This window comes from Hydrogenispora ethanolica (genome assembly GCF_004340685.1).
Classification (GTDB): Bacteria; Bacillota; UBA4882; order UBA8346; family UBA8346; genus Hydrogenispora; species Hydrogenispora ethanolica.
In genome coordinates this window covers 12783-29381 of record NZ_SLUN01000054.1, presented here as the reverse complement: position 1 = coordinate 29381, position 16599 = coordinate 12783, and the positions used below count along the sequence as shown (strand labels likewise).

14 protein-coding genes are annotated in these 16599 nt (G+C 39.5%); 3 read left to right on the top strand and 11 right to left on the bottom strand.

Translation table 11 applies throughout. The features are described 5' to 3' along the window. Nucleotides 1–515: 515 nt before the first annotated feature. A complete protein-coding gene (locus EDC14_RS25005; protein ID WP_243663113.1) occupies nt 516–728 on the bottom strand; it encodes an aspartyl-phosphate phosphatase Spo0E family protein in 213 nt (70 codons plus the stop codon). A gap of 96 nt (nt 729–824) precedes the next feature. On the opposite strand from EDC14_RS25005, the gene EDC14_RS27860 reads away from it, so the two are divergent. From EDC14_RS27860 to EDC14_RS24985, 3 genes are all read left to right on the top strand, one after another. After that, nucleotides 825–1193: a helix-turn-helix domain-containing protein gene (locus EDC14_RS27860; protein ID WP_132017620.1), complete on the top strand. Its 369-nt coding sequence runs from the start codon at nt 825–827 to the stop codon at nt 1191–1193. Between the two features lie 664 nt (nt 1194–1857). After that, on the top strand, nt 1858–2352 hold the full coding sequence (locus tag EDC14_RS24990) for an HIT family protein (protein ID WP_132017618.1): 495 nt from the start codon (nt 1858–1860) through the stop codon (nt 2350–2352). A gap of 368 nt (nt 2353–2720) precedes the next feature. Further along, nucleotides 2721–3101 carry a helix-turn-helix domain-containing protein gene (locus EDC14_RS24985; RefSeq protein ID WP_165908311.1) on the top strand — a complete coding sequence of 127 codons (381 nt, stop codon included), beginning with the start codon at nt 2721–2723 and terminating at the stop codon, nt 3099–3101. 137 nt (nt 3102–3238) lie between these two features. Here EDC14_RS24985 and EDC14_RS24980 read toward each other — a convergent pair whose 3' ends face one another. The 10 genes from EDC14_RS24980 to EDC14_RS24940 form a co-directional block, all read right to left on the bottom strand. Continuing rightward, on the bottom strand, nt 3239–4075 hold the full coding sequence (locus EDC14_RS24980) for a hypothetical protein (RefSeq protein ID WP_132017614.1): 837 nt from the start codon (nt 4073–4075) through the stop codon (nt 3239–3241). Beyond that, on the bottom strand, nt 4072–4950 hold the full coding sequence (locus tag EDC14_RS24975) for a DUF488 domain-containing protein (RefSeq protein ID WP_132017612.1): 879 nt from the start codon (nt 4948–4950) through the stop codon (nt 4072–4074). The genes EDC14_RS24980 and EDC14_RS24975 overlap by 4 nt, the downstream gene beginning before the upstream one ends. Nucleotides 4951–5664: 714 nt before the next feature. Then, complete coding sequence (locus EDC14_RS24970; RefSeq protein WP_132017610.1) at nt 5665–6588, bottom strand: 5'-nucleotidase; 924 nt, start codon at nt 6586–6588, stop codon at nt 5665–5667. Between the two features lie 60 nt (nt 6589–6648). Further along, nucleotides 6649–7152 carry a hypothetical protein gene (locus EDC14_RS24965; RefSeq protein ID WP_132017608.1) on the bottom strand — a complete coding sequence of 168 codons (504 nt, stop codon included), beginning with the start codon at nt 7150–7152 and terminating at the stop codon, nt 6649–6651. Further along, entirely contained in the window at nt 7152–9158 is a 2007-nt protein-coding gene (locus EDC14_RS24960) for an AAA family ATPase (RefSeq protein ID WP_132017606.1), read from the bottom strand. Before EDC14_RS24960 ends, EDC14_RS24965 begins: the two co-directional genes overlap by 1 nt. Continuing rightward, nucleotides 9148–9324, bottom strand: a complete 177-nt coding sequence (locus EDC14_RS26990) for a hypothetical protein (protein WP_165908310.1) — start codon at nt 9322–9324, stop codon at nt 9148–9150. Before EDC14_RS26990 ends, EDC14_RS24960 begins: the two co-directional genes overlap by 11 nt. Beyond that, entirely contained in the window at nt 9314–11467 is a 2154-nt protein-coding gene (locus tag EDC14_RS24955; RefSeq protein WP_132017604.1) for a DEAD/DEAH box helicase family protein, read from the bottom strand. Before EDC14_RS24955 ends, EDC14_RS26990 begins: the two co-directional genes overlap by 11 nt. Nucleotides 11468–11486: 19 nt before the next feature. Continuing rightward, nucleotides 11487–11765 (bottom strand): hypothetical protein, encoded by a 279-nt coding sequence (locus tag EDC14_RS24950; RefSeq protein WP_132017603.1) that lies wholly within the window; start codon nt 11763–11765, stop codon nt 11487–11489. A 12-nt stretch (nt 11766–11777) separates the two neighbouring features. Further along, the gene (locus EDC14_RS24945) at nt 11778–12926 is read right to left on the bottom strand and encodes an aminotransferase class V-fold PLP-dependent enzyme (protein WP_132017601.1); all 1149 of its coding nucleotides are present in this window, start codon (nt 12924–12926) and stop codon (nt 11778–11780) included. Between the two features lie 3 nt (nt 12927–12929). Continuing rightward, entirely contained in the window at nt 12930–16574 is a 3645-nt protein-coding gene (locus tag EDC14_RS24940; protein WP_243663112.1) for a hypothetical protein, read from the bottom strand. Nucleotides 16575–16599: the final 25 nt, after the last annotated feature.

Below are 16599 nucleotides of genomic sequence, written 5' to 3'. Positions count from 1 at the left end.
TTGTGAAGAACGGATCTTTGATAAATTGCTCAGAGCTTGCGTTTCTCATGTCCCGATTACCTATGCGGATCTAACTTTATAATCATCAGCTTGCTGAACGACTGAGCAAGCTCGCTCATCCACAAAACCAGCTCGCTTATCCACAAAAAGAGCTTGCCGGGCGACTGAGCGAGCTCGCTCATTCACAAAACAAGCTTACTTATCCACAAAACGAGCTTGCTGAACGACTGAGCAAGCTCGCCCATCCACAAAACCAGCTCGCTTATCCACAAAAAGAGCTTGCCGGGCGACTGAGTGAGCTCTCTCTGTCACCCAAAGAGCGCCGTGATTTACAAAATGAGCCTCTTTTCGCTCCTCACCCGGTCACGTATTCATAAAACGAGGCCGAAAGAAAAGAGAGCCCTTCCCTTGGGGCTCTCCGCAATCACCGGACGCGAACTATTTTGAAGTTTTTAGCTCTCCGATTGGCGCGGGACAAAAGCCGCCGGCATTCCCGGTTCCATGGCGCCGGACTTTCAGCGCCGTCCTTCTGCCGCGACCCGCCGGTGATACTCATTCAGCAAACCATCCAATTCGATGCTGGCGTTTAAAACTTCGGGATCGGTATATCCTTTTTCATTCCACAGTTGCTGCATCCGGTCGCGGAGAAGCTCGATCCGTTCGTAGAGCATTTGTAATGAAATTGTATCCGTGTTGATGGCCACTTCGATCGATACCTCAATTCGCAATTAAACCCGTTACAACAATAACCGAGTTCTTTGTTCCATATCTTTACAATTATTTTATCGAACAAAATGAATTGTGTCAATAAATAATAGAACAATATGAAGCACAATTACTATATATTCCTGCGGTATACTAAATTTATGGAGAACAAAGTGTTCCAAGAACGATTAAGAAGGTTGCGCAAAGAACGAAATTTGTCGCAAGATGAGATCGGCAAATCTCTCAATATCGATGGCCGTTCCGTGGGAAACTACGAATCCGGCAATCGAGAACCCTCTCTCGATACTTTGGTGAAGCTCGCCGATTTTTATGGAGTGAGCGCCGATTATTTACTGGGGCGGACCGACAGTCGCGGAATGGATTCCGTATGCGAGGAAGTTTCGATACTGGAAAGGTTGCCCGACGGGGCGAGGGATGAAGTAAGAGTGTTGTTGGAGTATATTCGGTTTAAGTATTCGCGATCATAAACTCAGCAATGATCGTGGCACCGGCTGCCGCATATTGGGCAGATTGGTGTTATTTAGAGTAGCGAGGTTAGCTATTCTCGCGATATTCCTCGACGGTTTTTTCCTATAAAAACGTTCTTAATTATGGTATCTGTTAGGGTAGTAGCGTAAAGTGACAGAGTTGTAACTTAATGACCCACTTCCCTGTAACTTTGCTCTTTTCTTTTGAAAAACCGTTTTTTCTGTAGCCTCTCTTTCTTCCTATAGTCATTCAATTTAATCTTTAGCAGTTAGATTCTGTAAGAAAAAACAGTTAAAGTTCCTCAAATCCCTTTCACTTTCTCAACCTCTTGAAAAACCTTATTTCCCGAAGGACCGGCAAATTAGCTCTTTATTATTTTTTATCGCAGCAAACGGGGTATCTCGCAGGGTACTTTGGGCGAGAAAATTAATTATAACAAAAGCTATATCAGCAAGATCAAAGCATCCGGCTCAGATATTTCTTATTCATTGGATATTTTGTTCGCCATAGCGACAGGGTTGGAATTGGATCCGGTGATTTTTCTGCTGCCGATCAGTGAGGAGAATTTTAGAAAGTATCGGACGGATAAATAAATTGACTTAAATCTTCAAGAAATTTCTTGACATTTTTATCCTTATCATATTCCTCAAGAGGTGATCAAAATTGGATGGTAATAACTGTTCCGTATGTGAATGGATATCAAAAAGATATGAAGAGAATAAGTACTTTATCGGGGAACTCGAAACAGGTTATATTTTTTTGAGTAACAGATGGCAATATTTTAAAGGGTACACTTTCTTTATAAGTAAAATATGTGCTAGTGAACTCCACTTGCTGCCCATAGAGTTTAGAAACAAATTCTTATTTGAAATGACTGTAGTTTCTGAGGCAGTTCAAAATGCTTTTCAGGCCAAAAAAATAAACTGTGAATCACTTGGTAATTCATGCTCCCACGTTCATTGGCATATCATCCCACGCTATGGAACAGATCCTTCCCCTACGAAAACAATTTGGGATATCGAAAGTGAAATAATTGACTCTATATCGCTAAGTAATGTCGAATTAGTGCAAACGCATAATGCATTGATAGTAGAATTGAAGAAATTAATTGAAAAATATCAAATTGAAGCTAATTTAAATGAGGTAATAAGTTTTTAAAATTATAAAAACTGATTATTATGTTAGCTCGGGAAATGAATTACCGCATGATACTTTAACGGAGCCATGTCTGAAAATGATAACTACGGAAATTTAAGCTGAAATTTCCGGACTGAACTCACCCCCTCGGTCCCCCTCTCTTTTTAGGCGATTTACCAGGCCTGTCTCAGAAAGAGAGGGGGCGGATAGGGTCAACCAAAAACCATCAAAATAACTGGGGGGTGAGTTCATACCAATTATAAAATCTACTCCCTGTTGCCTATAAGTGCATATTCCGGCGGAAAGTGAACAGCGATTCCAAAAAGTTTGCGGAAAGCAGCAGCGGATATAATATTGTAATGTCAAGCGAAAGGTGCTTCATTCGCAACATGGATACCATTGGTCAACGCCTGACAACCGCTAGAAAGAATATGAATTTAACAGTGAATGACTCGGCTAAAGCGATTGGGATCGCGAAAAGCAATTTAAGCCGGGTCGAAAATGATCAGCATCAGCCGTCGATTGCCACGGTGATGAAACTGGCGCGTTTCTATGGGGTTTCCACCGATTGGATTCTATTTGGCGATGACGGTTCCGAAAAGGATTCCAATGAAAACTTGATCTATGTCCCGGACTCAAAATTGCGAGCATTTTTTATATTGCTGGTTAAAATGTGGCAGGAAGGCAGCCAGGATGTACGCGGCTGGATCATCGTTCAATTGGAAAAAGCTTTTCCAGAGATCGCGCTAAAAATAAAGAAAAACAAATAATAACTTGTCTTCCGTCTTGCATCTCTAAACATCATCCCTATCCCGAATCCGTGGGAAGTTTAACCGGTTTAGCCCAATAAACATCCTCAAATTGGGACGAAGGATTGCATTCTTTTGCTTTCGTATGAAAATGTTTTTTATATATCGAATAAATTCATTTGCCGATTCAACAACATCGGCGGGTGGAACGCACCAATTATAATAAATGGGTTGGGCGCAACGTGATGGAATTGCTTTGTGGTGCCGAGAAAGAAATGAAGATCGCGCGTGATAAAGTAGTCAAAGTATTTCTTTTTAACCTTGGATATAGCCACGCCTTCATCACCCTTTGCCGTTTTCAAACAGTTAAAGTACAGCATCCCTATCTCCCAGTCCTCAATCATCATCGTGGACTGCCTACCTGCATCGTCTTCTAATTTGTAGGAAAACTTGTACGGCACTTTGGGAACAACCTTGAATTCTTCCGCAATCTCCTCTGGGGTTTGGAACAGATTCAACTGTTGCGACAGTCCTTTCAAGATTGCCAGCTTATTTTGATCCCAGTCGCGCTCGACTTCCTCAGCAATAAAATCAAGCACCTTCGTTGGCTTAAATATAGCAAGCGAAGTCCCATCTGATTTTGCCTTGTCGATTAGCTCTTGGAGATTCGTGTAAACCTTTTTGTTCTTGAAAATAATTCTGCGCCTTTCGTCCCAATCGGCTTTAGTAGGTCTCGGCTCGACCGAAATGGTGGATAGGTTAGGACGGTATGTCTCGGAACGAAAATCATTTGTGTTACGCGTTGCCTCAATCTCAATCCATGTGTACTTTGGGTATTTCCGGTCAATATCAAGCTTCCTAAACGGAACCGGATAAAGGCGAATCCACGAACCATCCTCAAGGACGCCTGCTGTACAGACAAGCTCCGAATATTCTTTTGAAATTGTTGGGTATGTCTTGACGACGATGTAGATTCGCTTCTTTTCCGGCATCATAAATCCACGCTCCTAATAGCGTGTGCATTTGCGATGTAGTCCCGAATGACGTGCCGATGGCACATCTCCGGCTCATGTTCATAGCACATCAGGGCTATGCGTACATTCGTGCATAATAGTGAATAAACCCGTTCAAGCAACGGCTTAAGGTTCGGAAGCGTCTCTGCGTAATCGCTAAACAGGCATTTATAGTCCTCGACCGTTTCGAGCGAACTGCGTTTATCGGATTCAATCCCAAGGTCAGGAATATGAACATATTTAATGCCTACTGTTTCCGTAATGTGTTCGAGCTTGCCTTTAGAAAACCCGAACTTGCGGCTTAGTGGGTTTTTGCGAACATCGCACAACAGACGAATATCATTTTGAATCAGGGTATTAATAAATGCTTCAATGCTTTTACCTTCATAGCCTATCGTGAACAAGACTTGTTCTGTTTTGGCATAGGTTTGTTTTACGTTATTAAATTGCTCTAATTCCTCTCCGCGAAAGAGTCTTTCTGTGATTTCGCTGTTAATTGCGTAGTACGGATATTCACGGTATGCTTTGCGTATAAGAGCGTTGCCTCGCTCTGTTGCTATCCGAAAAGGAGTTTCTTGTGGATATTCCCCGACAGCTTTAATCCGTGTGCTCTCCGGCGCGTATTCAATAGACAAGTACCCGTCTCTGTGGAGGATATCCAAATCCTCCGCAAGCTGAAAAGAATACGAGCCGTACTTATATGGAATAAACTCGTAAAAATCTGAATTTTCCGACATCGTGTGAAGGAATACCAACTTCTGCAAGTCGGTGGATGTTACGCCACCTTGAAGCTGGCGGATAAACGCCAACAGGAATCTTTGTCTTTTGTATGTTGGCTGAGTGTTATTTGCGCTCATTCCGTCACACCTCCTCCTTCTAAAATATAGCAAACTTCTATTCTTATACTACTGGTCATTGTTCCGCCTTGTCAATCAAAAGCTCAAGCGGTGAGCGTGTGTCAATCAAGTATCTGAGCGAATTGCAAATTTCATAGAAAAAACTTCGCAACACAATATATTGATAGATATATCTGGGCTTATCACTATATATTGTGTTGCGAAGGGCACATTATCGTAATTTGCAATTCACTTATCTGAGAGAATTTCAAATCTCTTATAAAAAACTTCGCAATACAATATACTGATAGATATATCTGGGCTAATCACTATATATTGTGTTGCGAAGGGCACATTACGGTAATTTGCAATTCTCTGATCTAAAACTTGAATTGGACTGAATGCTTTTATCGGCGACAATCGCATACTCCCACGGTTTTCCTTCATTCTTTTTGTTCCATTCGCTTACCGTACGGCAATATTCCGCTCCAGCGCACTGTAACGTTTGATTCGCCGCTTTCCCCACGGGGAAACTCTTTCCAGTGCTTTTGTTTCTTTATGCCTTAAATGGATCACTTATTCAATATCGTTAGCGGATCATTTTTTCAATATCACCTGGATCAATTTTTCGTTGACAATCGCACTTCGCTTTATTCCACGATCATCCCACTCATCGATAGCTTCCTTATGTAGTTGGATTGCCTGTAATCGTTGCTTAATCCACTCGCTAGTTTATTATTCTTCATTTAGTGTACTTCCGGCTTGGTAAGGTACAGTTCCAGAGGGAATAACACTCGAAGCAGCTTCTGTATACGTCATCTGATCATCAAAAAAGATATGTGCACCAAATGCTTTTAATACTTCTGTTTTAGATATACCACCTAAAAAGAAAGCTTCATCAATACATACATCCCATGCACGCAAAGTCCGGACAACCCGCTCATGTGAAGGCGCATTACGCGCAGTTACAAGTGCCGTTCTAATATTGAGATCAGTGTCTTGAATATTTTTCTGGATTTCTGCAATTGTTTTAAGGAATTTTGCAAAAGGACCTTCATTCATAGGGTTTTTCGCATTCAGCTCTTCATTTGCAGCAAATGCTTCAAGCCCTTTTTGTTTGTATATTGCTTCAGATTCTTCAGAAAAAAGTACAGCATCACCGTCAAATGCAATCCTAATTTCTCTAACACTGTCTCCTATATTGTAATCTGGAATGTTATTTGTTAAAAGTGTTGCTGCGGGTACTTTTCTGTTAATTGCGGCTTGCGCATCATAGGGATTTGCCGTCAAGAACAAGTCTATTTTAAGCGCTTCAAGGTATGGTGCTAAATCACCACCACCTGTAAATATTCCTCTTGAAATGTCAAGGTTATAATTCTTAATTGAATTAAAAACGCGAAGACTGGTATTGACGCTGTTTCTTGACATTATGATTACTTCAATTTTATGATTGAGTTTATCAATGCTGTTAAGCTTAAGCAACGCAGAAACCAAAGAATAAGCAGCGCCAGGAATTAAAATATCATCTTCATGCTCTATTTGGTATTTTTCATATTCAGCCCGACCTTTTTTCTCAAAGATCTCATTTTCCTGCTCAAGTTTGAATATCGCACGTGTAGTAACAGCAATCTTGAGTTTTTCAGAAATATCATATGGCATACATAATACCCTCTCCGAATCAATGCTCTAATTTGTTGAAATGTTTTTCAAAGCTAAATGCTAAACACTGATAGCAAAATCCTCATTATAAAGATTCACGACTTCATATACCTTTTCCAAATAATCCTCTCTGGTGGTTGCTCCGTCGGTAAAATGCTCGTAAAGCCATTCAATGCCTCCGCGCATATATTGATGGAATAATTCTAAGTTTTCAGCTAATTTTTCAGGCTGTTCATCTTGTCTGAAAGCGCGATCAATTTTTTCATCACTGGACAACTCTGTAGAGTTATCCGCAAGCATTACAAGTCGAAAAGCAAAATCGAGATCTGCCTGGTGATTGATTATTTGCGATGCCAAAATGCTATAAGTATCATTTGAAGAATTATCTTCAGTAGCTTTCTTGTTGTATGCCAATCCTATTAAAGGTGCAATAGCATAGATGTCGACGGCTGTATTTATTATGCCTGCAGCTTTTGCTGTCTTATCAAGCCTATTTGTTGTTGCACTTAAAAAACGTATATATGTAGCATGCTTGCCTTTGAGTTCATAGTCATTATTAAACATTATATAATCCTCCTTATGACCGAATTGGTATCGGAGTTGTTAATTTTCTCAATAAAATAACTACATCCGATTTTGTCCTCTAAGGCAGGTCTTGCATACTCCCAATCTTTCTGCATAACCATTAAAATAACTTGCTCTGCAATTTCTGGAATGATTTTGGAGATATTGTTTATATGGATTTCGTCTGCATTAGAGAACGGGGCATCCATAACAAGAGGATATGGCTCAGTATTAACGGGAATGTCCTCATCTTCTGTGACATCGTTTCCTTTGTGAGCTTTTTGTCTTGCTAAATCGACCAAACCAGAAATAAAAGAAAAGTTTTTAACAGCTTCTAAGCCTTTACTCTCGTCAGTCTTCACTTCGTCATTATCCAAAAGTGTCATTAATACAATTTGATAACGGTCATTAATGGTAACGTGACGTTTTCCGTGATACATCTTTTCAAAAATGTTGTTTACGCTTTCCAGCAAGCGCTCCTTTACTTCCTTTTCCTGCTTGTCATAACCGGCTTTTAACCATTCATATACAGCTTTTGCATAAGCGATACATTTTCTTAACCTCTCGTTTTTATCCGATACTATGGTCAATCGTTCAATAGTTTTTTCGATTTCAGCTATTTCTTTTTCTGTAGCACCGATATCGGAAGAAATCTTCAATAGCAGCTCTCTCTTGTCTTTTAAAGTTTTCTCGTTTTTCTGATAGTCCTGCTCAATCTTAGCAACATCAATGTTACCTTGAATTTTAGCACTTACATTTTTTAATTCGTCCGTCTTTTCGCCCAAATAATTTCTGTTGTTGCGATATTCTGTGTGATTTTCCAGAATAGTTTTACAAAAGCTTTGGGCTTCCTTCAAATAACGCTTATATGTATCCTTGGTAGTGTGCAGAATAGTACCTAAATGTTGGGGTGGCAACAAGCTCTGCTCAAACAATATGTTCTCTCTTGCCTCTTCGTTTTTGCTCAGATCACAGCCGCATATGCATTTTTTCCTTTCCAATATAAAGTCAATAGCTGCTGAACGCATATGAGGAATGCCCTCACCGCTATATTTTGCTTCATCAATAACCTTAATGGCATAATGAATGAGGGGCGTAGCAAAGAATTTTATTGCTCCTGCTGTAAAATCCTTGACGATGCGGCTTTCGGTATTCTCAATATTCTTAGTGATTTGAACAATATCTTTTTCAAGTGAAAGTTTTTTGTCCTGATTATGCTTCTCATCTTTGTTTGCGAGTATTTGAGCGGAAAGCTCCTCTTTTCTTCTTTCATAGTACTCTATTTCATCTTTTACTTCATTTTTCCTTATATTTAGTGTATCTAACCTTGTCTGGGCATCGGTAAGGTCATTCTTTAGCTTATTATTTTTTTGATCGCTACCAACGTCAAGCTCTTTACTGAATTTTGCTGTGACAGAGGAAGCCTTATTAGGATCTAATCTGTCTTTTGCTTCACCGACAACATCTAAGCCCATCAAACCTCTGACAGCCGCGACGACATCACCGCGATTGTTAATATCTGCTATGCGCTCACCATCAAAGAAAAAATAATCCGATAATGCCTCTGGTAAAATCTTATTTATGGTGTTTTCACATTCATAAGAGGGGACAGCTTGTTGTTCACCATTATCTTCCTTGTATTGAATTTTCAATACAGATCTCTCTGCCTTGATTTTATCGGCATCGGATTTAGTAAACTTCTGTGTTCTTCGTATGGTAAACTCCTTATCTTCATGAATTAAGACAATTTCAACGTACACCTCTTGGGAAGTATATAGACCCATTGCCTTTGCTACTTCAATGTTAAGAACATCACGGGACTTAAAGTTTACCTTTTCATATTCATATAGGCACCACTCAAACGCCTGAATTAGCGTGGTCTTTCCACTTGTGTTGACACCCAGGATAACAGTTACATTTTTCTCTTTATCAGTTGAAAAGAGAATCGGCGGTTGCGCTCCTTTGTATTGACGGAAGTTATTTAACGCGATACTCTTAATTATCATTTTTATCAACCTCCGCTTCAATCAATTTCCGGATTCGCTCTACCATTTCATTATCCTTGTACTTTTTAGTTTTGTGGTTTTCTCTCTCCATGAGATAAATCCGATTTTTCAATATCTTCAAGCTATCCGGGTTAAGCTCAAGCTTTTTGTCATTATTAGATTCCATAATCTTTACCCCCTATATAGTTCAGCTTATAAAAATCATCAATTTTTTCCTGCAATTTCGCTGCATCGGATGAGTTTTCCGCTAAGCTCGCAAAATCTTCCATTCTTTCGTATTCACGCCTTATCAAGGAGTACTCGCTGTTAAGATACTCACTGCCATGCATCGGCTCGTCAATATTTCTTGGTAAAGTAATAAAGTCATATATCCTTGCAAACGGCTTGTTGGGTGCTTTTCTCAATACCCTGCCGCGCCGCTGTATATATTCCTTTGGATTGGTGCTGCTTGCGAGAATAAACGCTGTTCTTATTCCGGGGATATTAACACCTTCATCCAGGCATCGAATAGCAACTAAAGCCTGAAGCATTGTACCATCTGCGAAATTCTCTTTTATCATTTCACGCTCGGCTGCATTTTCTTCTGAGGTAAACTTTGAAACCCTCATACCCAAGTTGTTTCCGAGCATATCAACGACTATCTCGATTTGCCGTTTTTCTTCCTCATCAATCTTGCCTTCAATATAGCTGCTGTTCTCCACAGTTGTAGCGCCGCAGTAAACTAAAATTTGATTTTCCGTTACATACCGCTCTTTTATGATTTCATAAAGCGCTTTCAGTTTGTTCCTGGCTCCGGCAATAATCCTCGCTCTTTTTATCAGCAGTGTCTCGGCAAGCTTCGGCATAGGCTCGTCTTTTTTTGAGTTCTGCAATATCTTTATAATTTTTTCGGTAAGCTCATTATAGGCTTCAAGCTCATCGTCATCGAGATATATCGGAATCGGGTGATAGTAATAAGGGGTAAGCTTATCTTCTTTAATCGCCCGTGCCAGAGAATATTCGATACACTTGTTGCCAAAATAATTTTTCAATTTTTGTGTGCCTTCATCATCGTGATGCCGTTCTAAAGTTGCAGATAATGCCAAGCGATACTTAAATACTTCTTTCATGCACTCAAGCTGCTTTTTAGCGCCGAAATTATGTGCTTCATCAACAACTAAGCAAACATTCCCCTTTAGCTTATCGATTTCCTTTTGCATATTTTCAGATGCAAAAGTAGCGTTGGTTGTGACAACACAGAAATTTTTTATAACGCCCAGCTTAAAATCGCTGATCAAGGATTTGTATTTTTTCTTCCAGTCATATCCTGAATAGCAAATAAGAGGCTTGATCCCAAAAGCCTTAATATCTGTTACCCATTGCTCGACAAGATGCTGATACGGACAGACAATGAATACCCCAAGATTAGATTTTACTTTATTGCACAAAACCTCTAACGCACCGAGAGCGGTATAGGTTTTTCCTGTCCCGGTTGCCATATCGAAGATACCACGATAATTTTCATTCTCCCATGAAATCATGGCATCAATCTGATAATCGTAAAACTTCACATAATCGGGTTTACTTATCCAGCAGGTACTTGGTTTCCGTGAAATATAGACATAATCACCAAACTCTTCTCTGACTACATCAATTACCGGACTTCTGCGATACCGCTTGATAATTTCTTCTTTAACATTAGGAAAATCTATGGTGACAATACTTGGCTCAGTATTATTCCATATTGCAGTAAACGCATTTTCTTTTGAGGTTACTCGGTCTTTTTCATCAAGCCAGGAGCAAAACACATCTATGGCTTCGTAGTTCATTGTCATAGCCGTAGCCGACTCGTTCATAGATCCGGAAAAAGCGACTTTGTTACCCTCTGAGTCTGCGATGATCCCCATTTTTTCGTGGTACATTCCAATTTCGCCATTTTGTTCGGTTAACGCTATTTTTATATCCAGGAAGCCATCAGCAATTAAGTTTGCCAAGAGATTAAGACGTTCCTGCTCCATTTCTGTGTTTACACCATGAAGCTCCCGAATTAGAGCATTCTCAATAATTTTCTCTCTTAATTCATACCCTTTTTTTATGGCTTCAACATCTTCATCGGAAAGGTGAGGGGAAGCGACAAGCTGGATAGTTCCTCCGTTATTAACCAGCCCTAAAATTCCCTTCGAAATTTCAGCCAGAGCAGAGGACGAGAAAAAGCCAACTGCCCTTTTATATGTAACAGCTTGTTTTAGTAAAGGGATATAGAAATCCTTTGCTACATTGTCTATTAAAGAGCGGTATTCACTTTTCAATTCAACATCTCTTAAGCTCACGGGCCTACCTCCAAAATCCCTATTTATAGTCTGACAACATAGGAAACAAGGCTCCGTTCACAAAATGATAGTACTTTCGCAAAGCGTTTGAAATGTTTCCATTTGTGTCTTTCATTTCGGCCTTTATTTTTAGCAAGGATTCATACATTCTTCTATCGTCCGATACAATATAGTCAAGCGAAGTTTTAAAGTGCCGTTCAATCATCCGTGCCTTATTCACTCTTGACCGCACAGCCTTGACTTTACTGACTATTTTATCATCTTCAAGCAAATATTTCTCAAATTCTTCTTCTCTCACTTCATATCACCCCTAACCGTTTTCGCAAATAAGTTCCAGCGCTTGTCTAAGCTTTGCAAAATCATCATCAGTATTGAAGTAGCTTACACTAAATCTGACTGTTCCAGCAGGAAAAGTGCCTAGAAACTTATGCGCTAATGGTGCACAATGAAGTCCTGTTCTAACCTCGACACCCTGTTGACTCAGTATCTGTCCGATATTATCGCTGCTATAGCTATCAAAGACACAAGATACGACGCCAACTGTATCCGCAACATCAGAAGGAGTGATAATTCTGATGTTATCAAATTCACTTAAAACTGCTATTAGCTTGCTATGGTTCTCTTTTTCTTTCGCATAGATGCAATGAATTCCTGTTTTCTTGATCCAACTCAAAGCCGCATACAGCCCTGCTATTGCCATTATGTTTTGACTGCCAACCTCGTATCTTTCTGGAATTGTGTCAGGCACATTTGGATTAGCAGAATCAAACCCAGCGCCGCCATAAATAAGAGGCTTAGGCTTGATATCTCCATTGCATATAAACCCTGCAATACCAAAGGTGGCATATAAGGTCTTATGACCGGCAAAAACCACAAAATCATATATATTACTGCTCAGATCTGTATCGATAAGGCCTGCAGTCTGGCACATATCAATTACATTTATTGAGCCGTACTGGTGCGACATTGTGCAAATCTCAGTTATAGGCGCTATTACACCACATACGTTACTCGCATGACTTATAATTACGATATTAGGTTTGTTCTCCGCAAACTGATATTTAATCTTCTCTAAATCATAGGTTAGATTCTTTTCGTTTACGGACAAGGTAATGATATTTAGTTTATATAATCCCTGCAGGTGGTTGATTACCCTTGTAACCGCATTATGCTCAAAAGGTGAGATATAGATGTTATAGTTATCTGTTATGGGAAGTCCCTGCAAAATAACGTTGATTGCTTCCGTTGCCGACGGGGTAAATACTACTTTTTTGGCAGGACAGTGAAACAGCTCCAACAACAGATTTCGCGTATCTTGAGTGAGTTTACTTGTGGAGTTATTTTGTCCACGGCCGGAGTTAAGTCCCGACTCACGATAAAATTTATCTACAAAGCTATACACTTCTTCCGGCTTCGGGAAAGTGGTAGCAGCGTTATTAAAGTAAGCCGTTTTATCCAAATGTCAGATCCCTCCCTTGCACATCTTTTCAATAAACTCCATTAGGATTTGTCTTTTTTCTTGTTCCGAAATCGACTGACCCATTTCATCGAGAGCTGTGGCTATCTCGTTGTAAAGGAGCCTTCCTTTATCACTGTAGGTTGTCTTGTCAAACGACTTAACTACCTCTTTGCCATCCTCTCCGATAAACGATATTTTGTAACTGTTTGCGCTTACTACAGAATTATTAATTTGTGCAGCGGTTTGGTCATATTCTAAAACTGATTTTTTAATCTGCTCCAATTCTGCTGTAAATTCAATAATCGTATCTACCGTCCAATCGTCAATTCGCAGATCGGTAACTGCTTTTGCCAGCCTTTCTATGAATGTATTTTCATCATTACCAATACTACTCATGAGTTGCAATACCTTATGTTCTTCATTAGGAAATAAGTAGCTCAGCGTAGTAGGCTTCAATCTTTCAATAAAATCTTTGATAATGGACGTCAATGTAGCATTATCAGCTTGGCCAGTCTTGAAAGTGTCTTTAACATCATTTATCAGATGTTTGATAAGTTCAGTTTTGGCGCGATCAAAGGTAGATTTTGCACTTTTAATATTATCAACGATGTCGACCGTAAATTCTTTAAAACCGAAAATATCAAATAGCTTCTCGAACAAATACTCTCTTGCGTTGATATCAGTCTGCTTTAGGCTCCCGATAAATTTGACTTGTGCAGACGATATCTTTTCAGGAGAAACGCCTTTTCCCTTATAGTTAGTCTTTAACTCCTTTACATACTTAGGCAGGCTCATATACCAGCGTGACATGGCTGACACAACATAAGTAAATGTGTTATAATCCTTTTCTTTTGAAATAACATAGTCTGAAAATAGGGCTTCCAGACTGTTAATGTAGGTTGACTTATCCTCATTCCAATCCTCCATAAAGGCAGTAAAAGCCTTAGGATTTTCATTGATACTATTTAAAAGATCCGCCGTAATTTTAACTTCTTCGTTTCTGTTTTTGATAACAAGATACTTTTTGAAGAAATGAAGAACAACTGCAATATAGATGGGTATGACCCCTTTTTTTATGCCATAACCGAATTCTGGTAGAGTCAATCTATCGTACAAATCTTTGAAATTTCGTCCCCCGTTTGTATTGGCTTCATTGAAAAACTCTTGAATCACGCGTAGGGTATTTGCCATTTTCTCATCTTCAGGTGTAAGCGTTAAAACAGGCTTCACCTGTTCGTTCGAGAGAATGCCGGTCTGTATCAAGGTGCTTCTCATAAACGAAACGTCCTGGCCTGTTCCGGTAAGCCCTAAATTCACATTCAGCTCGTTTTCAAGTAGACCAGAAATAAGCTTACTTCTGCTGTTAATTGCCACAGTCGGCAAACTGTCCTTATTTATGGATTCGTTATTGATAATAGGGGTGTTTGGATAAGTTTCTGCACAAATTTCCGAGAGTTTAGCAGAGATTTGTGCCTTTCTCTTAAACGGCTGTTTTTCTCCGTTCCAATAATACTCAGCTTCTCCTGTTTCCGGTCGGGTAAAGCTTAAAATATATCTGCCGATAACTTCTTCTAAATCCTCGATATAAATGTCATATTCATCAGAGAGAAGCTCATCATCAGAAGCCATGTCCTTTAGGATAGTAACGGCATTAAACTCAAAAGCTATTTTTTCAATATCCATAAAGCGTACAGGTAGTACAAAAATGATTCTATTGTGGTTACAGTTGCCGCTTTTGATAGCATTTCTAACTTGTTCAATTTCTTCACTGCTACGAGGAATAATTGCATACACTACGCCATCTGCGCTTAGGTTCTCAATCTTTCTTCCCCAGTCTGTAACAGAGAAAAACTCCAAGCTGTCAATAAAGGTGAAATCGAAGTATCGTGTGATCTCCATTTCATCATTATAGGCAGTAGGATACATATAGCTATCAAAAGAGAATTTGTTCAGGATGTCCTTTACGCTCAAAGTCTGCCTGGTCTTTTCAATAACATTCTGAATCTCAGCGCCAATGTCAACACCAGAGCTTTCCTTGATTTTTAGATAGCCGTTGCTTCTTTTGAGATAAATGATGCACTCTTTTTCAATAAGCTCAGCAAGTACATCATCAATAACCTTAACATCGGGAACGCTATCTCTAAAGGTGTCTATGATTATGTCTTTTATTGGAGACAGTTTTTCAAACTGCTCCACAATGTAGATGAGCGAAATGGTCTTTACAATTTTAGTGGCAAGGGAGCCCTCGTCGAGCTTTTGAAGAACCTTTGATGTGGTTTCATAAAGCTTGTGAATTTCACTTGTATAAGGCTCTTTTCGTAAAAGCGGCTCAAAGTAATCATACACATAATCAGGGGTAAGCATGGGAAAATCACCCTTCGCCTCTTCTAAAAATGCGGATAGGGTGTACTTGTTATCCGATGATAAAAATGTAAACAACGTTCTCTCATTCTGCGCTACCTTTTCGGAGAGTCTTGGGAGGATGAAGGTTGAAATCGGGTGCAGCGGATAGCAGCCCATAACTGCAGTCTGAGCTGTGGTATTATCATTCTTTTCGAGTATACCGTTTGCCTTAAAACGTTCAATCAAGCTTTTAAAGCGTGTTTCATTCTTTTGGTAGTAATCAACCCAATAGTCCTCATCTTTCTTTATAACGGCAGAGATGATCTCATACATCTGAGAAAAGTTGTTATGCAGATTAATATGCTTAAACCTACCAGAAACACCTCTCCAACCGTCAACCTTATCCTTTGGTAGGTTTTTATCAATGTAGTTTGCAATATCCTTATGAGAAATCAGCATCAGGTGCATTTGCTTGTCGCCGCTACGATCACACTTTTCCGCAAAATCTTGTAGCAGCTTTATGTCACTGATCGTAGTATTGGCAATGCTTGCCTCCAGATATTTGCTGAATTCATCATAAATTATGTATACACCGTTAAAGCCTTCGTCCTTTAGTTTGTCAACGACCTTCTCATAAAGCTCCACTACATCAAAGCCTAGGAAAGGGTTAAAAGCACTACCGGATGTGAGGGTCGGGTAAAGCTTGTTAAACTTTTCATAGGCGCTCACATCGTATTCTTTCAAGGAAACTATAAAGTCATTGATCGGTACATTAAGTTCTGCAATAAACTTCTTGTATGTATCCTGGTAATGATTTTCCCAAAGTTCTATAGTATTGACCGCCGCCTTGAAGTTGGTTTCAGGCATTAGATTTGTCAAGTTTTCGTTTTTTAAAGCTGTTTGCAATGCGCTTAAAAACGATTGTGTAATACTTGTGCTGCTTCCACTGACAATAATCGGGAGCAATTTTTTATCGCTGGTTATGTAGTCTTTAATAAACCCATACAGTTTCGGATTATGTTCCTTTATTTTATTCAAAAGCACTTCGAACAAAGCTATGTCTTTCTTAAAAAGAAGCGACATAAGCATGAGTACGATGTGGGATTTTCCTCTGCCATATGCTCCAATCAATATTCTTGCTCGGCCTCTGCCCGGCACACTGGTGCTAAGCATAACATCCTCAATGACGTCAATAGATGACATCGTAGGAATAAAGCTTTTTACTTTATTTTCATTATTTAAATCATATGCGATATTGATGGATGTTTGAAAGCCCTTCTCCACCCACATTTTCTCACCAATCATACTCTATCTCCATTCTTAAAGGGTC